14 protein-coding genes are annotated in these 21415 nt (G+C 43.1%); 6 read left to right on the plus strand and 8 right to left on the minus strand.

Annotation, left to right across the window (positions count from 1 at the left end):
- Positions 1 to 29: 29 nt before the first annotated feature.
- Complete coding sequence (locus tag CW749_RS01210) at positions 30 to 692, plus strand: YoaK family protein (protein WP_101110050.1); 663 nt, start codon at positions 30 to 32, stop codon at positions 690 to 692.
- A gap of 202 nt (positions 693 to 894) precedes the next feature.
- On the opposite strand, the gene CW749_RS01215 is transcribed toward CW749_RS01210, so the two are convergent.
- The 3 genes from CW749_RS01215 to CW749_RS01225 all read right to left on the minus strand — a co-directional run bounded on the left by CW749_RS01215 (position 895) and on the right by CW749_RS01225 (position 2821).
- A complete protein-coding gene (locus CW749_RS01215; RefSeq protein ID WP_101110051.1) occupies positions 895 to 1176 on the minus strand; it encodes a pyrimidine/purine nucleoside phosphorylase in 282 nt (93 codons plus the stop codon).
- Between the two features lie 65 nt (positions 1177 to 1241).
- On the minus strand, positions 1242 to 2090 hold the full coding sequence (locus tag CW749_RS01220; protein ID WP_101110052.1) for an alpha/beta fold hydrolase: 849 nt from the start codon (positions 2088 to 2090) through the stop codon (positions 1242 to 1244).
- 143 nt (positions 2091 to 2233) lie between these two features.
- Entirely contained in the window at positions 2234 to 2821 is a 588-nt protein-coding gene (locus tag CW749_RS01225; protein WP_101110053.1) for a TetR/AcrR family transcriptional regulator, read from the minus strand.
- Positions 2822 to 3060: 239 nt separating this feature from the next.
- Here CW749_RS01225 and CW749_RS01230 point away from each other — a divergent pair, with 239 nt between their 5' ends.
- A complete protein-coding gene (locus CW749_RS01230) occupies positions 3061 to 4008 on the plus strand; it encodes an AEC family transporter (RefSeq protein WP_101110054.1) in 948 nt (315 codons plus the stop codon).
- A 141-nt stretch (positions 4009 to 4149) separates the two neighbouring features.
- Positions 4150 to 5181 (plus strand): acyltransferase family protein, encoded by a 1032-nt coding sequence (locus tag CW749_RS01235; RefSeq protein ID WP_101110055.1) that lies wholly within the window; start codon positions 4150 to 4152, stop codon positions 5179 to 5181.
- Between the two features lie 136 nt (positions 5182 to 5317).
- Here the strand turns inward: CW749_RS01235 and CW749_RS01240 are convergent, their stop codons facing one another.
- Together CW749_RS01240 and CW749_RS01245 are read right to left on the minus strand one after the other, a co-directional pair.
- On the minus strand, positions 5318 to 6325 hold the full coding sequence (locus CW749_RS01240; protein ID WP_101110056.1) for an ABC transporter permease: 1008 nt from the start codon (positions 6323 to 6325) through the stop codon (positions 5318 to 5320).
- On the minus strand, positions 6318 to 7217 hold the full coding sequence (locus tag CW749_RS01245) for an ABC transporter ATP-binding protein (protein ID WP_101110057.1): 900 nt from the start codon (positions 7215 to 7217) through the stop codon (positions 6318 to 6320). The genes CW749_RS01240 and CW749_RS01245 overlap by 8 nt, the downstream gene beginning before the upstream one ends.
- A gap of 802 nt (positions 7218 to 8019) precedes the next feature.
- Here CW749_RS01245 and CW749_RS01250 point away from each other — a divergent pair.
- Entirely contained in the window at positions 8020 to 9858 is a 1839-nt protein-coding gene (locus tag CW749_RS01250; protein WP_237322273.1) for a methyl-accepting chemotaxis protein, read from the plus strand.
- Between the two features lie 142 nt (positions 9859 to 10000).
- Here CW749_RS01250 and glgB read toward each other — a convergent pair whose 3' ends face one another.
- The 3 genes from glgB to CW749_RS01265 all read right to left on the minus strand — a co-directional run bounded on the left by glgB (position 10001) and on the right by CW749_RS01265 (position 17174).
- The gene (gene glgB, locus CW749_RS01255) at positions 10001 to 12175 is read right to left on the minus strand and encodes a 1,4-alpha-glucan branching protein GlgB (protein WP_101110059.1); all 2175 of its coding nucleotides are present in this window, start codon (positions 12173 to 12175) and stop codon (positions 10001 to 10003) included.
- Between the two features lie 189 nt (positions 12176 to 12364).
- Positions 12365 to 14554, minus strand: a complete 2190-nt coding sequence (gene malQ, locus CW749_RS01260; RefSeq protein WP_101110060.1) for a 4-alpha-glucanotransferase — start codon at positions 14552 to 14554, stop codon at positions 12365 to 12367.
- Positions 14555 to 14696: 142 nt separating this feature from the next.
- Positions 14697 to 17174 (minus strand): glycogen/starch/alpha-glucan phosphorylase, encoded by a 2478-nt coding sequence (locus CW749_RS01265; RefSeq protein ID WP_101110061.1) that lies wholly within the window; start codon positions 17172 to 17174, stop codon positions 14697 to 14699.
- A gap of 725 nt (positions 17175 to 17899) precedes the next feature.
- Between CW749_RS01265 and malT the strand changes: the two genes are divergently transcribed.
- Together malT and CW749_RS01275 are read left to right on the plus strand one after the other, a co-directional pair.
- Positions 17900 to 20611, plus strand: coding sequence for an HTH-type transcriptional regulator MalT (gene malT / locus CW749_RS01270; RefSeq protein WP_101110062.1), 2712 nt, complete (start codon positions 17900 to 17902; stop codon positions 20609 to 20611).
- Between the two features lie 75 nt (positions 20612 to 20686).
- Positions 20687 to 21376 carry a hypothetical protein gene (locus tag CW749_RS01275; RefSeq protein WP_101110063.1) on the plus strand — a complete coding sequence of 230 codons (690 nt, stop codon included), beginning with the start codon at positions 20687 to 20689 and terminating at the stop codon, positions 21374 to 21376.
- Positions 21377 to 21415: the final 39 nt, after the last annotated feature.

Raw genomic sequence — 21415 nt, forward strand, 5'->3', positions numbered from 1 at the left:
CCTCATTCTCTCCTTATTTTGGTTCCAGTATGCTTACTAAGCTCCCTCGCTGGGTTGAATATGGTGCATTTTGCCTTGCAGGAATTGCAGGGATCGTTAACGCAATAGGTTTACTCGGATTTCAGCATCAGTCCGTTTCACACCTTTCTGGAACCATCACACTGCTTGGGGCTGGCTTACTTTCTCCCGATTCCCAGCTAATTCATATCGCCTTTATTCTTCTTAGCTTTATGGTTGGTTCAGCCATTAGCGGTTACATCATCCAAAGTACAGCGCTAAAACTTGGTCGGCATTACGGTGCGGCTTTGATTCTCGAAAGCATATTGTTAACAGCGGCAGGTATTACGTTAACCCGAGGTTCGATTTCAGGGCATTATTTGGCTTCAGCTGCATGCGGATTGCAAAATGCGATGGTAACGACTTACAGCGGCGCCGTCGTAAGGACAACTCACATGACCGGGATCATCACAGATTTAGGAATCATGATCGGAGCCTATTTGCGAGGAGAGCATGCCGACAAAAGAAAAGTGAGTTTACTCTTAGCTGTCGTAGCAGGCTTTGTGTTAGGAGGATTTGCTGGGGCTTACCTCTTCCACTTGTGGCAATTCAAGGCACTGTTAATACCCGCACTATTGGCGTTTTTCGCAGCACTAGCGTATTCAATGACGCTGACGTTAAAAAATAGAGCCTAGTTTTATTAGCATCGCGGACAATAAAAAAACCTGATCCATTTAGCCATTGCGAGCGTATCAGGTTTCGATCTTTATTTGTTTTTTTGCCACATGGACTCGTTAGTGTATCCCACTTGTCTTTGTGGCATTTTTTTTAAATATACCCAAATGATCTCAAGATACTTGGGTATAACTATATCGGGTTTAGCAATCTCGGGGATAACTACAAGTATTCACACAAGTAAGCCGTAATTTGCTCCACTTTTACGTCGAAATGTGAATTACCAGGAACATTAAACGACTCACCAGGGGCGTAAGTCTCCCACTGTTCTGCACCTTTGAGCCTAACAGTTAAGTCGCCTTTCACGACAGTCATTTTTTCGGGTGCATTTGTACCAAATGTGTATTCACCTACAGCCATAACGCCTACGCTCACTTCTTGTTCTGACTGAACGAACGCTAAAGACTTAACCCCACCTTCGAAATAGGTATTTTCGGTAATCATTTTTCTTCCTTGTGATTGAATTACCTTTTGTTTTTACCCCGTTCTGTAAAAATGTGCAAGCCTCATTATGATGAGAATTTGTCGAACGCCCCCATAACAGCAGACGACTTCATCACTCGACCATGACCTTGACCTTCGGTCGTAATTAGCTCGACATTGTCACCTTCTTTACCCGCTTCTTCAGAAACCGAATAAGACGTAAATTTATCGTCTTTATCGTGAACAATAATGCACTTCGATTTCCGTTCCATCAAACGGCGGTAGGGATCAACCGACTTCAGTGGAAATTCATATTGGCGTTCCACTTCCCCAACCACTTCTTTAAATAGTTTCATGGAATACCCAGAGCGGCGAATACTCGAGAACAAGTTTTCGATGTAATTCAGCACAGGAGCGATCAAGATGATCGGGCAGCTTTCGGCTTTTTGATGTCGGCTTTCTAATACTGACGCTGTTCCCATGCTATGACCAATAATACCGGCTAAGTCATCGACACTATCTAAAACGGCATCTAAACCCTCCACAAACGCTGGAATATGTCCTACATCTCCATCACTTTCTCCATGTGCTGGGTGATCATAAGCCAAGGCGCGATAACCTTTGGAAGCAATGTGCTCCATTAACGGGTAAAACTGGTTTGAACTCCCCGACCAACCATGAGTGAGCACCCATACCGGTCCCTCACCTAATGAGAACGTAGAAAGAGCACCATGGCTCGTTTGGACAGACCCTTTTACCAACTCTTTAGGTGCCGTATTTTTTGGTGTTAGACGTGCAGGAGTCAGCAATAGTTTTCTCGCTGTTTTCACAGCATGGTTAGGCGCTAGCGTATGATGCAAACGCGTGGTGCAATTCACCAAACTGCGTTTTAAGCTGAACTTGTTTGATGCATTGAAGTAAATCTTCTCGCTCATGATCGTTACTCTCTCTAAAAATAGAACGCTCGTGCTATTTATATTTAAAAAATGAGCTGATGATACGTACTCACCAGCTTTTATTATTATGTTGTTTAACCTTCTCTTGGTAGCTAACGGTTTAAGGCTGCCGCAATGTACTGTTAGCGCCAATGCTGGAACAAAAAATCAATGCTCTTCCAAAACCTTTCTCGGCTTTCATCCTCACCGTCAATGGCATAGAACAGTTGACTACTTAAGTAGACACCATAAATTTGGTAAACCGCTTGTTTGGTATCCAGTTCTACCGAAAAAACCCCTGTATGTTTGGCTTTTTCTATCTGGATTTCCATATAACGGATCCACTTGTTGTTCCCTTTGATCAAGCTTTGCTGCACAGTATTGTCTTCATCTGTATCACTGCGCCACGCATCAAGGAACATACAGCTGCCTTGAAAAGAGTGGTTCCAGTTTAACCAATTTTCTAATAGCAACCTGATTTTGGATTCAAGATCATTAGAAAATTGATCACGCGCTGGCTGTAATACTCGCTCAATGAATTTCAGGTTGGCATACTCAACGACCATAACCTGAAGGTTTTCCTTCGAGTTAAAATGGGCGTAAAGTCCACTTTTTGATAAACCGCAATGCCGCGCTAACACACCAAATGTCAGGCTTTCGAGCCCATCTTGGCTTGCCACATTAAAAGCCGTTTTCAAAATGTTCTCTTTTGTTGCCTTGCCTTTGTTCATTAAACACTCTGTTTAACTGAGATTCACTGACCGCTATTTAAATAGAATCTAATCAACTCTGCAACTCGCATTATATTAATAGCACAGTCGTTCTTTTTTGCAATCTTTGATTTTGTGCCATAAGACACATCACGCGAGTAGAGTTCGCTTGGGCATAATGGATTTTCATGACACCATATACCCAAGTAACCTCAAGACGCTAGGTTCAGCGGCTTCCCACTCACGACACAGGTTTCAACATGCTAGAACAGCTTGCGTTTTCCTTTAGTATTACAGGACCTATCTGTTTGATGCTGGTATTGGGAGTCTTTTTAAAACGAACGAATGTGCTCAATGAAAGCTTTATAGATACTGGGTCAAAACTGGTGTTTAAAGTGACATTACCGGCCCTGCTGTTTCTGAGCATTGTTCAGTCTGACTATGATTTAAAAAGCAGCCTTCCTTTTGTGATGTATGGGCTTGCTGCCAACTTAACTTTCTTCATAATCTCGGTGGTTTCTACCAAAACGTTTTTCCCATCCTCAAGTGATCAAGGCGTTATTATTCAAGGAGGGTTTCGCGCAAATACCGCGATCATAGGACTAGCCTACACTGCAAACCTATATGGAGAACAAGGTGTTGCAAGTGCCGCTCTCTATGTTGCTGCTACCACGGTGCTTTATAATATTCTCGCCGTTATAGCATTAAGCCCGAAGCAGCAATCGTCACATTTAAAAGCGTTGACTTTGATTGGTAAAACGATCACCAAGAACCCTTTAATTATTGCTATCTCACTCGGGTTTGTTTGCTACGGATTATCTTTCCCCATTCCACAAATAGTAACTCACGCAGGAGGGTACTTCGCGGATATGACACTGCCCCTTGCTCTTCTATGTACAGGAGCCTCACTTAACCTTCGCTCCTTAAAACAAGAAAAAAACAGTGCTTGGTTTGCTACAACGCTAAAACTCATTTTTTGCCCTCTCGTTATTGTGGGTGGCGGTGTTTTAATGGGTTATAGAGGATTAGAACTCGGACTGCTGTTCACTATGACGGCATCTCCTACAGCAGCAGTGAGTTATGTGATGGCCCGCTCTATGGGTGGAAATCCAACACTAGCAGCAAACGTTATTGCATTAACTACTGTCGTATCATTGTTAACGTGCTCACTCGGTATAGCATTTCTGTCTAGCTTTAACCTTATTTAGGTGACGCTCTTATCAAAAGGCAATCCAAATTAGATTAAAAACTCTTAATCTTACCCTTATGAATTCATGACATAACTCAACATAAAATACTGAATTAAAAGATAAACTGCCTTCTTGATTTTTATTCTCTGTGAGCCCTAAATGCCGTCTAATCATGCCAATAAAATCGCCAGCTTAGAGCTCGGCCGCGTTATCGCTATGTTTGCTATTATGCTATTGCATAGCCAAGTTTTAACTCACTCTTCTTTAAGTAATGAAGTGCAATGGATTGGATACGTTCTAAACCAATTAACACGATTTGCAGTACCTTTGTTTTTCTTAATATCTGGGTATCTAATCCAGCCCAAGCTTTGTTCCAATCCACTTTCCACACTCAAAAATTACAGCATTCCTTTGCTAAAAATATGGTTAGTTTGGAGTGTTATTTGCCTACTGATGCCGTTTAACTGGTATCAGTTTTTAACGGAAGGTTTCATTGCGGAAAGAAGCGGTTACTGGAATTGGTTGCTACAAAACCCATTAAACACGCTATTCGAGGGTGGTTTGGTGCATTTGTGGTTTATTCCTGGCTTACTGTGTGCCGTTGCGATTATTGCTCTAGGCGTTCATTTTAAGCTGTCTAAAGGTTTGGTCATTGTCGCTGGGAGCCTTTATGTCTACGGGGTGCTAGCGGGAAGCTACAACGTTCTAACCGATTGGGAAGCCCCTATCTTTACTCGAAACGGTCCTTTCTTCAGCACATTAATGGTGCTAATAGGGTTCGAAATACGTCGATTAAGGCTCTCAGTGCCTGCGTTGAATGCAACCATTATGGCGCTAATAGGGCTCAGTTTGCACTTAGGTGAAGCCGAAATCCTCGCACAATATGGGACAGCCTTTAACAGCCATGACTTTTTAGCCGCGACACCAATTTGGGCGTCGGGTATTCTATTTCTTCTATTAGCGAAACCAAACTGGGGAAACAAGCCTTGGGTCTTCAATTTATCTGGCTTGGTTTTAGGTATCTACGTTGCGCATTTGCCTTTGCAAATACTGGTCGACAACGTTGTGAGGTTTAATGGGCTAGAAGGATATTCAAGAGATATTGCAGTACTATCTGGGACCATAATTTCTAGCGTTCTGTTTGTTTGGGGACTGTCGAAAACCCCACTGAAACGCCTTCTATTTCGATAATTTTTATCTAGTGGATATCTAAATAGCGTCAGCTATGGATAAATAGAATGACCATCTGGCTTGTTTTAGATAAAAAGAGCGCCAATACAACGTATCGGCGCTCACCTAACAAATAGTTCGAAATCCCATAGATGTATTATCGAGCTTCGCCTTGCCACTTAAAGAAATAAGAACCCGCCAGTAAGAAAACAACGGTCATTAAAGCAAGAGTCACTAAATGCCCCCAGATATCGGCTAACCCAGCGCCATCCAACATTACAGCTCGTGCAGACTCCAGCATATGAGTTAACGGAAATACTTTAGTCAGCTGCTGAATAAATTCTGGGCTACCTTCCAGCGAAAACCAAACACCAGATAACATCATCATCGGCCAAGAAATCAGATTAAGCATACCGCCTATAAATTCTTCCGACTCGGATCGGCAAGCAATCAACAACGCCAAAGAAATAATCGAAGAGGTACCAAGAAAAGCCACCAGCAATAGAGTGAAATAATTTCCGAGCATATAAAAATCAAACACAACGTTGCAGGCTAAAAAAATCCCTGAGCTGATGATCATGACAATCACTAAACGAGACAACACTTGAGCTGATAAGAACTCGATCGCTCTTAGCGGTGTAGCATTCAATCTTTTTAATACCGAGTTTTTACGGTAACGCACGATGACATAGCCAACACCAAATAAGCAGGAAAACATCATGTTTACACCGAGGATTCCAGGCACAACCCAATCCAAATAACGTATTGCTTTTCCATCAATGGTGAATTTTACAAAATCAGGCTGCTGCCCAAGAAGTAGCTTTTCAACAATATAGCCGTTCGCAGACGATTGATTGACCCAGTAAGATTTCGCTTTAAAGTCGACTAAAATATCAATCTTATGTTGCTGTAGCTTAAGTTCTGCTGTGCTCATATCGGCATACTCGACAAACTCAAGATGACGTAATTCCTGAAACGGTTGGCTCGCCTCTTGTTCTGTGTCCATCACTCCGACTTTATAAAGTACTTTATTATCATCAGAAAAAACGAACGCAAATCCAACCACCATCAAGATTGGAAACACGAGGTTCCAACCCAAAGCACTTCTGTCCCGCATGAATTCATAATTTCTAGCAACTAAAACAGCCAAGAATCGACTATACATTTTGACTTTCCTCTTCTATCAAAGCATGCCCGGTCAATTTCAAAAATAGATCATCGAGATTTGCGGATTTAACTTGCAGACCTTCCAAGGAAATATTGGAAGCCATTAAGTTCGTCAGTGTTTTTTCAACATTTTCAGATTGAATAAAACAACGTCCCTCAGAGTAATGCACATCCTCTCCATTAAGGTGAGCGTTGTTTGTTTGAGATTCTGGCAAGCTAATTAGTGCCCCAGAGAAATGCTCGTCTAACAAATGAGTAGGCGTGTTTTGAGCAATAATGTTCCCTTTATTCATTATCGCTATTTCATCACACAAATATTCCGCTTCATCCATGTAATGTGTCGTCAATAAAACGGTTTTTCCATTTGCCTTGATGGTATTGACCAAATCCCAGAAAAGTCGACGGCTGTGGGGATCTAACCCTGTAGTTGGCTCATCAAGAAAAATTAACTCGGGATCGTTTATCAGCGCTAATGCCAACAACAGGCGCTGCTTTTGACCTCCCGACAGTTTTCTGTGGTCTTGATTTAAAAAGTCACCTAGCTGACACAACGTTACCAATTCATCATAAGGCATGGAATGGCTATAAAAAGACTGGAACATCTTGAGCGTTTCTTTCGCGGTAAGGTAATCTTGCAGGGCAGTATTTTGAAACTGTATTCCAAGCCGGTGATAAACTTCTTTTGTTATGGGTTGACCTTTATATAGGATCTGCCCACTTGTCGGTTCCATGATTCCCTCAAGCATCTCCAACGTTGTGGTTTTTCCGGCTCCATTTGGTCCAAGTAACCCAAAGCACGTTCCTTGCTTTACTCCAAAACTCACATCATCCACAGCGACAACTGATTTAAAGCGTTTATGCAGTGACACTGCTTCTAATTGAAATTCCATATCTTTTATCAGCTCTTATCGTTCTATCCAATCGCACAATTATACTCAAGTCACCTTAAGATGCAGGTTTCAGAGCCTCATAGTCTGTTCCAGTTCAAGGAAAAGGATTAGTGGAATGACCGACCAATTTCAAATACTTGGAGGTTAAATTGAAAGTCGACAAAAGACTATAAGATAACCTTAACGGATTAGAATCATTTGAATATAAAACCTATTTTTTTATTTTTTGTTATTTAAATCATCATACCATCAATAATAACAATTTTATAAATTAGTCATATATGAACTTTAAAGTAAAGAAGTGCATTGGAATCAATCTTAATGATAATTATCATCAATAAATGACTAAAAATTCATCTAAACTCATATTAATTGACTCTTTTATGCATACTATTTCTAACAAACGCTCTCAATAAAAAATCTTTAATTCTGTTCATATTTTTTCATATTATCAAAGCAAGCACTTCTATTCGAAATTAAACCACGTGTAGCTTATTTAAGATTTTTTCCAAACTAATGAGAATTAATGAACAAAGGTAATATCATAACCCAATGATATGTAGACGCTTATTCCATAATAAAATATTTATTTAATCTATTTTCTGTTTAGTCTTTCATTCTTTGCTACTTTAGTTAATAGAAAAATAAAAAATGCGGCTTTATCTTTTATGGAGAAAAGACAATGGGTTTGGACAATATTTCCATTTCAAAAAAATTATCAATATCACCAGCCGTTCTGATAGCTATCTTAATCGCTGTTGCAGTAGTGAGCTCGAATTTGCTAAATGGATTATCACAAGATATGAATAAGATATCTTTTGATTTAGCACCGGATACTGAGCTAGCAGCAGAAGTTACTGATAGTGTGTACGGACTGCGTTTAACCGTTAAGAACTTTATAAAAACAGGGAAACCTGAGTTTGTTGAAAAATTCAATCAACAAGCTGCTCTCTGGACTGAAGACATGACACGCTCTTATAAGGAAATTCAAAATCCTACGCGAGTGAAAATGTTGAAAGAAATTGAGGCAATGAAGGCAATATACATGACAACCTTTACTGGAACGGTTGTATCAAACATGAATAGCCGGAACGAGTTAGTAAATGGAACGTTAAACGCAAACGGCCCTCAAATTGAGCGCAAGCTAACAAAAGTTATGGATACCGCAAAGCGCGATGGAGATGTTGTTGCTGCGTACCATGCTGGTAGAGCGATACGTGCACTTTTACTTTCACGTCTTTACGTATCAAAATTCTTAGTTGAAAACCAACCCGCTCAAGTTGAACGCTTTAATAAAGAGTTCGACGCGTCAGAAAAAGAAATTAATACCTTGTTGGGTACGTTAGAAAACCCTGAAAGGCGTCAATTAACGTCTGAAGCAAAACAATTGCTCAACCAATATGAAACGGCAGCAAACAGTGTTGTTACTATGATTTACGACCGTAATGAAGGTATCAAAACACTGGATACCGTCGGACCTAAAATTGCTACGGCGATTGCGGAGTTACGTGCATCAATCAGTGGATCAATGCGTGAAGCGGCCAATGAGGCGAAAGCCAATACCGAAACCTCTACATCATTCCTATTTATGATTGTGGGTGTTGCAATTATCGTTGGTATCGTCGTTTCCTTCTTTGTCACAAAAACCATCACGAGTAAAATCCAATCCACTAATGACGTATTGAGTGATATTGCTCAGGGTGAAGGCGACCTAACCATTCGTATCCCAGTTGCTGGTACTGATGAACTGGCTAAGCTGGCGACAAATTACAATACCTTCGCAGAGAAACTTCAGAAGACAGTTGGGCAATTAAATACTGCGTCATCTAGCATGCTCTCTTCAGCACAGGAACTTACGGTTAAAGCCAGCGGAACTCAACACGAAGTCCGCGAGCAGCAATCTCAGGCGCAACTTGCAGCTTCTGCAATGACTCAAATGTCTGCCAGTGCTCAAGAAGTCAGCAACAGTGCACTGCAAGCTGCTGAATTGTCTCAATCAACAGCTGATGCGGCAACACAAGGTACTCAAGTTGTTGTGAACGCAGCAACTGCCATGCAAAGCTTGTCTCAGCAAATATCCGATGCCAGTGACACAGTAGAACAAGTTCGCTCTGATAGTGAACAAATTGGTACAGTTCTGGATGTTATTCGAAGCATCGCAGAACAAACTAACTTGTTGGCATTGAACGCCGCGATTGAGGCAGCACGTGCCGGTGAACAAGGGCGTGGGTTTGCGGTCGTAGCTGATGAAGTTCGCTCATTGGCATCGAGAACTCAAGAATCAACAGAGGAAATTCAAAATATCATCGTTAGCTTGCAGCAACGCTCAGAAAGCGCTAGCCAAGCAATGACGAAGAGTCGTTCTAACGCTGAAGAAACCGCTGCACAAGTGCAGTCAGCCGAAGAAGCGTTAACGTCAATTGATGGATTTATTGCTCAAATCAACGACTCGATTGGATTGATTTCAAGTGCGGCGGGTCAACAGGCTACAGCGGCGGATGAAGTTGCCATCAACGTGAATACCATGTCCGATATCTCAGACAAGACAATGACTCAATCTATTGAGACTACCGAGTCTGCTGAAAGCTTGAACCAAGTCGGTAACCAAGTGAGCAAGTTACTCGGTCAGTTCCGAGTGTAATGGAAATCGAGCAGTTCTCCATAATCGAACTCTCTACAAAGTAGCCGTGTTCTTATAAAAACAAGAGCGAGACCGTTTACACGGGCTCGCTCTTTTTTTTGATTTCGATTATGGTTACGATGTTAGTTTTTAGGACGTATAATTATTGAAGCTTATAAAACACCGTCGATAGAGGTGGAATACTCAACAATAAAGAGTCATCTAAACCTTCACTAACAACACGTTCAGTTTCTGCCGACTCATAAACCTTGAAGCCACTGCCGCTGTAACCAACATCATCCGTATTCAAAAGCAACGTGTACGTTCCGCAATTTGGCACACCTAATCGGAAACGTTCATGCGGCACGGGTGTAAAATTACTGATTATGAGTATACGGTCGCCATTTTCAGCAATACGCTCGTGAGCCAATACACTCGCTTCTTTCGCATCTTGCAAGCGCCACTCAAACCCATTCGGGTGACTGTCTTGATCGTGTAATGCTTTTTCATTGCGATACAGGAAATTTAAATCACGCGTGAGATCTCGAACGCCTTGGTGCCGCTCAAAATCAAGTAAGAACCACTGCAATTGATCATCGTGATTCCACTCCGCGGTCTGACCAAACTCTGCACCCATAAAGTTCAACTTCTTACCCGGTTGAGCATACATGTACCCCATGTAAGCTCTCAGGTTAGCGGTTTGCTGCCATTCATCACCGGGCATCTTGTTATGGATTGAACCTTTGCCATAAACCACTTCATCATGAGAAAGCGACAACACATAGTTCTCACTGTGCGCGTACACAAGTGGGAAGGTGATGGTATCGTGATGGTATTTTCGATGGACGGGATCTTCTTTTATGTAAGACAGGCTATCGTGCATCCAACCCATATTCCATTTAAACCCAAAACCAAGCCCTCCCATAAAGGTTGGCGCAGATACACCAGGGAATGCCGTTGACTCTTCAGCTATGGTCATCGCGTTCGGGAAGTGTCGGTAGACCTCTTCATTCATCCATTTAAGCGTCGCGATAGCTTCGTAGTTCTCGTTTCCTCCATCGATGTTAGGAACCCATTGATCGTGGCTGCGAGAATAATCTAAGTAGATCATTGAAGCGACGGCATCCACTCGGATTCCATCGATGTGGAACTGTTCAAACCAATAGAGAGCATTCGAGACCAAGAATCGGCGGACGTGCTCTTGTCCCATATCATAGATAAATGAATTCCAATCCTGATGCCAGCCACGGCGTGGATCGGGGTCGTGAAAAAGCGGCGTGCCATCAAAATTTGCCAACCCATGGTCGTCTGATGGGAAGTGCGCAGGCACCCAATCAAGTATTACGCCAATTTCCGCCTGATGGCACTGATCAACAAAATACTTAAAATCATCTGGCGATCCAAAGCGACTCGTAGGCGCAAACAAGCCAACAGGTTGATAGCCCCAAGAACCGTAAAATGGGTGTTCTGAAACGGGCATCAATTCAACGTGGGTATATCCCAAGTCTTTGAGATAAGGAATCAGTTGCTCGGCTAATTCTCGGTAATTGAGGAAATCACCGTTTTCATTGCGCTTCCACGAACCAGCATGCAGCTCATAAAAAGAAAGGGCTTCTTTACGTTTTTCTGTGACCGGACGCTCTTGCCATGCGCTGTCTGCCCAGTCGTATCGCTGGTGATTGTACGTCAGTGAAGCAAACGACGGATGTTGTTCTGAATGAAATCCCCATGGATCCGCTTTGTGGGGTAAACCTTCCCCATCTGGTCCTTTCATTTCAAATTTGTATTGCGTGCCTTCCGGTAGATCAGGAACAAACAATCCCCAAATTCCATAATCCAATTTTTGTAATGGGTTTCTACGCCCATCCCAATGGTTAAAAGCACCGATAATACTGACTGCTGAAGCATGTGGGGCATAAACTAAAAACCGAGTACCACTTACTTTTTCACTACCACGGTTCATGGTAACGAATTGCGCTCCCATCTGTTGGTACATTTGCTTGGGGGTATGCAAATCATCGTATTCAGCGTAGAGCCCATGATATTGATAAGGATCATCAACTATCTGCTCTGTACCCGACCAATCGACAGCCAAGCGATAATGAATGTGTGTTAAATCTAGATCACCTTTTAGAATAAAGCCGCTCGCTTCCTCTCTTTCGAGATCAAGGCGAGTATTGTCGTCTAATACCAACTGAACATTGTCTGCACCCGGAATCCAGATTCTTAACGCGATACCACTTTCTTGACTGTATGGACCTAGAAAAGAAAATGGATCGGAAAATGCAGCTTGAGAAAGTTGGGCATAGGCGCGTTTGGGTTGTCTTTTTTTATTCAATGCCTTGTCCCCTAAGAACGTTGTTAGCTAAATAATAATTATTGAAATATTTGATGTTTGATCTGCATAAGCAGAGTACAAACCCTGCACCAGTTCATTTTTACCCAGTGCAGGTTTTATATAGACACTTCTTTCTTCAATTCAGTCTATCATCTCAACTTAAAAATGAAATCACTTGCATAAAAAGGATTAAGCTCGATTTTTCCTAAGTGCCGTTAATTGCTCGGCTAGACTGTGAATGTTGTCGTTAGAAAAAATATTATCCAAATTAACTGAAAGCTTTCGCCGCCAGTTGGGGTACTCATCAACGGTACCTGGAATGTTGACTGGGTTATCCATCTCAAGCCAATCTTCTAATTGCACGCTAAATAACGCACTGTTACCGGCGGCTAAATGCAACTGAAGAGCTTCACTTAAGTGCCTATCCATTGGAACGGTTGCTGCATCCCGGCCGATGCCTTCTGGCAGATATCCGTGCCAAGCGACACTGTTAAGAATCTCTTGTTTGCTTCTTAGCCTATCGTCAAACAGTTTATTTAACTGTGCTTCATCCGGGTATAGCCCGAGTTCCTGTCCAAGCTTTAAATCATCACAATGCCAAAAGCCTTTCAAGGTCGGCATATCGTGAGTACAAAGTGCCGACATAGACTGTTGTGAATAATGCTCCGGAGAGTAATAGCCACCATCTTCAGCCACTTCAAAAAAGAAAACTTTATAAGAATGAATGCCCGCATCAGAAAGTAACTCGACAATTTCATCCGGCACCGTCCCTAAGTCTTCACCAATGACTGAACACTTGTAGCGATGGCTTTCAAGTGCCAGCAATGCAAGAAGCTCTTTTACTGGATAGTAAATATAAGCACCTTCAGACGCATTCTGCCCCTTTGGTACCCACCAAAGGCGAAGTAACCCTAAAACATGATCAATTCGCAACGCTCCGCAGTGATTCATATTTGCTCGAATCAAATCGATAAATGGCTTGTACGACCTTGCTTGAAGCTCCTGCGGGTTGAGCGGAGGTAGCCCCCAATTTTGACCAAGTGGCCCTAGAATATCTGGTGGCGCGCCAATGCTCACATCCTGACACAGCTCTCCAGTATCCGCCCACGTTTCTGAACCCGCATCGGAAACCCCAACCGCTAGGTCTCTGTACAACCCTATTTGCATGCCTTTTTCTTCGGCCAATAGTTGAGCTTCTTGGATCTGACTATCCGCAATCCACTGCAAATACAGATATAGCTGGATGGAATCTTCCTCATCAACAATAAACTTGCGTACCGATGGGCTATGATATTTTTGGTACTTTTCAGGGAATACCGGCCAGCCCCAAATGTCATCATATTGCTCGCGCAAGTGGGCATGCAGTGCATCGAAAGTTGCTTGTTGCAGTAAGCTTTGTCCGCCATTATCAACAAACCGCATGAACTCTGACGCTCTATCGGTATTGTTATCTAAATGCCGGCGTTTAAATTCTTGGTAGAGTGTCGGTAGTACATTCATTTTCAGAGCAGACACTTCACTGTAGTTCACCCAATGGGATTCTCGTGCTTGATGTAAACGCTGTTGAAACTCAGAACTACCCACTCGGGCTTGTGCTTCCTTACTCAGTGCAAATTCAGGGACGGAACTTACATCGATATACAGTATGTTTAACCAACGTCGAGACGAGGGACTGTATGGGCTTGCACCTTCTGGGTTGGCAGGAAACAAGGAATGAATTGGATTGAGCCCAATGAAATCCCCTCCCCTTTCTGCTACTTCTCCAACAAGTTGCTTTAAGTCTCCAAAGTCACCCATGCCCCAGTTATGGGATGTGCGTAAGGTGTATAACTGAATGCTCGGTCCCCACATTTTCTCATCACACAGCAGGGGTTCTTGTTTGTAGCAACTTTTAGGGGCGATGACTAACGTCATTTCATAAGGAGCTTTTCGGCGCTTACGCGTTAATGTGAGTTTGTGGTACCCCCAAGGAAGGTTATTAGGCAAAGAAAAAGTAAGTGGTCCACCTGCTTTGCGGCGATCACTCACTATCTGAGATTGCAGATACCCTTCAAGCACATCACCTTCTTCTGTCTCTAAACGCCAACTGAATTCGCTCTCACGCGCACTCGCCCCAAGGTGCAAGTCTACATGCACATCTTCGTCATCCGTCAGTACCAGCATGGATTGTAAAACAGGCTTCTTATGCTTTTTCTCGGCCGATTTTAACAGTGCTTTATCATTCGAAACGTCGTAGCCCAAGGACGACAGTAAATACTCGACAGTTGCCGCGGAGACGTTTGTTTCTTCTCCCATAGCATTAATGTAGTGTTCCGAAATATTTGCCATAGAAGCAACGCGTTTTATTGCTTCTGGTGTGGTCTTACTTGCTTCTTTCATATCGTTCTCCGAAGGTCGACGTTTCCTACCTTCCTGTATTTCTGATGCAAAAGAGGGGAATGTCTTCACCAAATTCACCCACTTCAGCTTATCAAACCTAGCCAACTGAGCCCTTAAGCTTTACCTAAGGGCTTTTTACCTATTACTGACGCTTAACCGCTTTCAGTTTCCAAATGTTGTTCACGTAGTCACGGATACTTCTATCCGAGCTAAATTTCCCAACCAAAGCGGTATTGATAATGGCTTTTCTCGCCCAACCTTGTTGGTCTCGATATTGAACGTCCATATCTTCATGTGCTTTTACGTAGGACGCGAAATCAGCGAGAACCAGATATGGGTCTCCCCCATCCAACAGGCTGTGGTAAGTAGCCGCCAAACGACCGGGTTCCCCTGGCGTAAATTCTTCGCCAATAAGGAGATCGAGCGATGCTTTCAGAAGGTGGTCGGCATGGTAATAATCATACGGGTTATAGCCTTTCTCACGCAGAGCTGTGACTTCATCCACTTCTAAACCGAAAATGTAAATGTTGTCGTCTCCGACTTCTTCTCGAATCTCGACATTGGCACCGTCCATTGTTCCAATAGTCAGAGCACCATTGAGCGCGAGTTTCATGTTACCTGTACCGGATGCTTCTTTACCTGCCGTAGAGATTTGCTCAGATACATCCGCTGCCGGGATGATGATTTCCGCCATGCTGACGCGATAATCAGGCATGAACACCACTTTAAGTTTGTGATTAACGCGATTATCACTGTTGATTTTCTCTGCCACTTTGTTGATGGCATAAATAATTTCTTTAGCCAAGTGGTAACCTGGCGCGGCTTTGGCTGCAAAGAAAACGACACGAGGCACCATGTCAAACGAAGGCTCGTTGAGTAGCCTGTGATACAGGGATAGTATGTGCAGCAAGTTTAGATGCTGACGCTTATATTCATGCAGACGTTTGATCTGGACATCGAATATGGCATTGGTATCTAACTCAATATCCATGTTGTCTTTGACCCAGTTCGCTAAGCGCTGCTTGTTCTCTTGTTTCACACGCATGAAGTCCGCTTGGAACTCGGTATCTGTCGAAAACGACTCAATTTTTCTTAGTTCATCTAAGTCTGCGATCCAATCCTCACCTATTTTGCTGGTGATAAGGTTTGAAAGCTCAGGGTTACAAAACTTCAACCAACGCCTTGGTGTTACCCCATTGGTTACATTTTGTAATCGCGTAGGGAACATTTCATGAAATTCAGGGAAAAGATCTTTCTTAACTAGAGCAGAGTGAAGCGCAGCTACCCCGTTGACAGCATAGGCACCAACCACACACAAGTTCGCCATTCGCACCATTCGGTGAGTCCCTTCTTCAATGATGGAAAGCTTGCGCATCTTGTCGACATCACCGGGCCACTTCTCTTTCACTTCAAGAAGGAATAAGTGGTTAATTTGGTAAATGATTTCCATATGGCGTGGAAGCAAACGCTGAAGCAAAGCTTCGCTCCATGTTTCCAACGCTTCTGGTAGCAAGGTATGGTTGGTGTACGCAAAGGTGCTGGAACATATCTGCCATGCTGCATCCCATTCATAATTGTGCTCATCGATTAGAATACGCATCAGCTCTGGGATAGCGACTGTTGGGTGCGTGTCGTTTAACTGAATGGTTTCGTATTCTGGGAGCTTCTCTAGCGCGTGACCATTTTCTGTATGGCGACGTAAAATATCCGCCATTGAACAACGCACATGGAAGTATTGTTGCATCAGACGCAGCGTTTTTCCTTTTTCGTGGTTGTCGTTCGGATAAAGAACTTTTGTTACGTTACCGGCATCAATAAGAGCATGCTGTGCTTCAAAATAGTCACCGTTGTTAAAGCTTGCCAAGCTAAATGGCGCAATGGCGCGGCATTCCCACAGTCTGAGTGGATAAACGGTGCGACTTTGATAGCCCACAATTGGCATGTCCCACGGCATACCTTGAACAAACATGCCCGGTTTCCAGCGGCGTTTTTCTACACCAGCATCATTTAGGTACGTCTCGACAAACCCGTAAAATCCGGCTTGTTGAGCAAATTCTGGTCTCGCAATTTCCCACGGATATCCCTCAACACCTGCCCACGCATCTGGCGCTTCTTTTTGGTGGCATTCTTCAAATGATTGGCGAAATAACCCATATTCGTAGTGAAGACCATAGCCAACCGTTGGGTACTGTTGGGCGGCACAAGAATCCATAAAGCAAGCTGCCAAACGCCCCAAGCCACCATTTCCTAAGGCTGGGTCCCGTTCTTCTTCGAGGATGTCTGTTAGGTTCTGACCTAACTCTTTTACAGCTTCATCGACAGCTTCATACAACCCCATACTAATTAGGTTGTTGCCCGTTAATCGACCAATAAGGAATTCAAGGGATAGGTAGTTGACGCTCCGAGCGTTTTTGATATTTGGATCGTTTTCAGTTTCAAGCAAGTCGAAAGTTGTAAGCTCTGCCAACGCACGACCTGTTGCTAAGTACCAAGCTCTTTCAGACGCGTTTTCAACGGTTGTTGCATAAGTTGCTGCCAAATGTTTTTTTACGGACTGTTTGAACTCTTCTTTATTAAAATTCTTTTGTTTTTCTATATTTGATTGCTTATTAGGCTTCATTTGGAATTCTCATTGTTGGTTCTCCATAACCCCAAACAACCTTATGCGATAGACTACCAAACGCAGTTGACTCTTATTAGGCAAGCCATTAACGGACGAAAACTCAGCACAAAAAGCATACTTGGGACGATAACCAAGCGGTGATTAAGCTTTGAGAAACCAGCCAGTAATATCGATTCTGGTGTTAATGCTCACAGCAAACATCGTTTTGAGTTGCACCTAACGAAACAAGTGCAGCCATCTAACAAAAACCGCTTGGGTAGCATGGCTATGTTCCGCTTAATGAGGGATGAAAACATCATCCTGATTAGGGGATGAGAAGGAGGAGGAAAGAGGGCGTAGGGTTGAGAAATGCATCAACGTGGTGAGCTATCACTCAAATGTCGCACAGCATAAACGCCTAAGGTGATCAAATTCATGTTTTTTTTGCAACACAAGTAATCGGGTCGGAAATACAATGACGATATTCGAGTTTTAAGCCTAATCACGCTCACTACTGCACTACAAATGGGCAACACAATTTGTTTATACGCGCTCCAAATTCGTGTTTTCTTAACCTAATTTCTATTCTGACCCATGAATCAATGAGACTTATATCACATTTTTAGGGCGTAGAAGCCCCCGTTATTCGCCACAAACTCGGATTTAAGAGATCGATCAAGGTAGGTGAGAACGGCTCCTCGTAGTATCCCAGCTAGAATTCACCAATAACTAGAAGTATAACCATGTGGATCCCTTCTAAGCTTACTCGTCCTAAACGCCTACACAACGCTATTCTCAGACCAAGAGTGCTAGAGCTGCTCAAACAAGCACCCTTCTGTAAGCTGATATTGTTTCGCTCACCTGCTGGATATGGGAAAACAACCATGGCAGCGCAATGGCTGACTGAGCAATCTAATGTAGGGTGGTTCAGTATTGACGATACGGATAACGAAACTTTCCGATTTGTTAACTACTTTTTGCGAGCACTCAATAACGCGACGGGTAACGCCTGTAAGAAGTCTCTCGCTCTGGCTGAAAAAAGACAGTTTTCTTCGCTCAAATCTTTATTCAGTGAACTCTTTTCTGAAATAAGCCAAACCACCGACACCTGCTATCTGGTGCTGGATGATTATCACTGCATCGTCAATGAAGAGATTCACGACGGGTTACGATTTTTCCTAAAACATTTGCCGGAAAACATCACCTTAGTTGTCACTAGTCGTGCTCTTCCTCCTTTGGGCGCTGCCAACTTGCGCGTTCGCGATTTAATGATTGAAGTCGATAACGAGTCGCTGGCATTTGATAAAGACGAAACTACCCGATTCTTTAACTTAAGAGTCACCGACGGTATTGATGATTCTACCGCAGACATGCTTTGCCAATACGTAGAAGGTTGGCCTTCTGCCCTTCAACTTTTTGCTTTACAAGCACAGCATCAAAAAAGAACGCTAAGTCAATCCGCGGCAACCATATCGGATTTCAATCATAGTCATCTTTGGGATTATTTGGTTGAAGAAGTGTTCGACTTGTTAGATTCAGAAACAAGGCATTTTTTAATGCAATGTTCGGTATTCGATATGTTTAACGACGCACTCGCGGTTCAAGTAACAGGCAGAGAAGACTCGTTGAGTATGATAGAAAACCTTAACCGGTTTGGTTTGTTCATCTATCCATTAGAAGGTGAACAAAACTGGTATCGCTTCCACAATTTATTCGGTGAATTCCTCGCGCATGAAAGGCAAACTCACTTACCGAATCAAGACGCCCCTCTTCATCAGGCAGCTGCAAAGGCTTGGTTGCATCACAAGAACTCCGATCAAGCTCTTAATCACGCCTTAAAATCGAAAGACGGCGATCTCGTGATTCATATTTTAAATGAGCACGGGTGGTCAATGTTCAACAAAGGGGAGCTCGCATTATTGGAGCGTGCTTTGGAGTTTTTGCCTGTCGACCAGCGATTCAGCCAGCCAAGCTTAGCACTGTTACGAGCGTGGATAGCTCAAAGTCAGCACCAATACGACAGAGTAGGAGCATTGCTTGATGAAGCGGGTAAACAACTCGCTCTCAAAGAAATAGAGCTAACGAATAATGATCAAGGGCAAGTAAACGCTTTATTGGCACAGGTTTCTATTAATCAAAATGAACCAGAACGTGCACAAAAATTAGCGGAACTTGCGCTTAGCCAACTCAACCCCACCACTTACCGTAGCCGAATTGTTGCAACATCGGTCATGGGAGAAGTCAACCATGTTTTGGGTCATTTGGATCGTGCTCTGCCTTTGATGCAGCAAACAGAAAAGCTGGCGCGCCAATACCAAATTGTCCCTCAAGCATTGTGGGCACTATTGCAACAAAGCGAGATTTTGATTGCACAAGGGCTTGTACAATCAGCATATGAAGTTCAAGACAAAGCATTCCGCTTGGTGCAAGAACAGCATTTAAACCAACTTCCTCTCCATGAATTTCTGCTTCGAATTCGTGCTCAAGTACTTTGGGGATGGAACAAGTTAGACGAAGCAGAAGATTGCGCATTCCGTGGTCTGGATGTTCTTGGAAAGCACGATCAAAGTAACCATTTATTTGGCTACTCTATGCTGGCTCGAATTGCCATTGGTCGCGGAGAATTGGATAAAGCGGCACGCTATGTTGAACAAATTCAGCACCTAATCCAGCATTCGGACTATCACATAGATTGGAGTGCCAACGCATCACTTTCACTATTGCTGTATTGGCAAGCTAAAGGGATGTCGTCAGAAATTGAACATTGGTTAGGTGCAGTTCAACGCCCTACTGCCGCACGAAATCACTTCAGCCAGCTCCAATGGCGCAATATTTGCCGAGCTTACCTCAGTTTAAATATGGTTGAACAAGCTAAAGAAACCATGACATTTTTGCAAGATGAAGCCATAAGTGCTTGTTTGATCACCGATCAAAATAGAAATCTCGTATTGGAAGCCAACATTCATATCTTGATGGATGAGCAAGAAAAAGCAGAAGATGCACTCGAAAAAGCAATGAAATTGACCTTACAAACAGGCTTTATAGGTTATTACTTAGTTGATGGAGAGCGACTGCTTAGCCCACTAACAAACTTGTTGGCTAAGGCCAGCGTGGGGGATATTGAAAAGCATCGCATTCAACAGTTGCTCAAAGAGATAAGCAACAAACATCGTAATCGCTCAGTCCATTTTGATGAACAACTGATCGAGAAATTAGTCAATCACCCTGATGTCCCCGAATTGGTCAAAACCAGCCCGTTAACCCAAAGGGAATGGCAGGTTCTTGGGTTAATATATGCAGGGTTAAGTAACGAGCAAATTTCTCATGAGCTGGATGTTGCAGGTACCACCATCAAGACCCACATTCGAAACTTGTATCAAAAATTGGCTATTGCAAATAGAAAGGAAGCAGTAGAAACTGCCGAAAATCTTCTTCACCTAATGGGTTACGTCTAGAGCATACGGCGAAATGCCAATAGGTGTGACCTCAAGATACTTGGGGTATAGCTTGAATGCAGACATGGAGGTCTGATGTTAATCGAATGGCACTCTGATCGCCTATGGTACTGGGATACCAAAACCCGTCATTTCGGCATAACCAACATACATAGAATGTTTGTTTTAAAAAGAAATGACGGGATGCTGATAGTCATCAACCCTGTAGAGTTAACCACTCAGCTGCAACTGTCCCTTTCTGAGATCGGCATGGTAGGTCAGGTAATAGTATCATCACCAAGCTACCATTATGCTCTGTCGGAATGGTGGTTGGCGTATTCAGACGCGTATTTTCTAGCGACCCCAACAGTCATTCAAACGCGCTCCGATCTTAACTTCGACGACGCGTTATCTTCGTCAACGCACCCTTTTCTAAAAGGAGAAGTATTTCAAGCTTCAATACTTGGATCTGACCAGCCTAGGAAAGTTCTATTCTGTGACCCAGTCAGTCGCACCCTATTACTGCCGGATATACTGGTTATGTCTCAGCCCCATCAGCCCTTGAGCCAACGGCTCTACGCAATTCTAAATGGTGCATCTTACGCGATGAGCTTACCAATATGGGATAGAGTACAAATTAACAAGACCTCTTTATTGCGAGCCTCAGTACAAGAGGTGTTAACTTGGCCGGCGAACCACATATTGTCGAGCACAGGTATAACGAAGAAAGGAGACGCGAAAGAAGCTATTTACAACGCCTATCGTTGGGCTTTTAAGAATCTCTAATTTCCTATAATTCACTCGCATTTATAAGCCCCAAAGAAA

It is taken from the genome of Vibrio sp. vnigr-6D03, from assembly GCF_002835515.1.
GTDB lineage: Bacteria > Pseudomonadota > Gammaproteobacteria > Enterobacterales > Vibrionaceae > Vibrio > Vibrio penaeicida.

Coding starts and splice junctions, on each gene's coding strand:
- CW749_RS01250 (WP_237322273.1), top strand. CDS start 8,020: ATGAATAAGATATCTTTTGATTTAGCACCGGATACTGAGCTAGCAGCA.
- CW749_RS01245 (WP_101110057.1), bottom strand. CDS start 7,217: ATGGAATTTCAATTAGAAGCAGTGTCACTGCATAAACGCTTTAAATCA.
- malT (WP_101110062.1), top strand. CDS start 17,900: ATGTGGATCCCTTCTAAGCTTACTCGTCCTAAACGCCTACACAACGCT.
- CW749_RS01235 (WP_101110055.1), top strand. CDS start 4,150: ATGCCGTCTAATCATGCCAATAAAATCGCCAGCTTAGAGCTCGGCCGC.
- CW749_RS01265 (WP_101110061.1), bottom strand. CDS start 17,174: ATGAAGCCTAATAAGCAATCAAATATAGAAAAACAAAAGAATTTTAAT.
- CW749_RS01240 (WP_101110056.1), bottom strand. CDS start 6,325: ATGTATAGTCGATTCTTGGCTGTTTTAGTTGCTAGAAATTATGAATTC.
- CW749_RS01220 (WP_101110052.1), bottom strand. CDS start 2,090: ATGAGCGAGAAGATTTACTTCAATGCATCAAACAAGTTCAGCTTAAAA.
- CW749_RS01210 (WP_101110050.1), top strand. CDS start 30: ATGCTTACTAAGCTCCCTCGCTGGGTTGAATATGGTGCATTTTGCCTT.
- CW749_RS01215 (WP_101110051.1), bottom strand. CDS start 1,176: ATGATTACCGAAAATACCTATTTCGAAGGTGGGGTTAAGTCTTTAGCG.
- CW749_RS01230 (WP_101110054.1), top strand. CDS start 3,061: ATGCTAGAACAGCTTGCGTTTTCCTTTAGTATTACAGGACCTATCTGT.
- malQ (WP_101110060.1), bottom strand. CDS start 14,554: ATGAAAGAAGCAAGTAAGACCACACCAGAAGCAATAAAACGCGTTGCT.
- CW749_RS01225 (WP_101110053.1), bottom strand. CDS start 2,821: ATGAACAAAGGCAAGGCAACAAAAGAGAACATTTTGAAAACGGCTTTT.
- CW749_RS01275 (WP_101110063.1), top strand. CDS start 20,687: ATGTTAATCGAATGGCACTCTGATCGCCTATGGTACTGGGATACCAAA.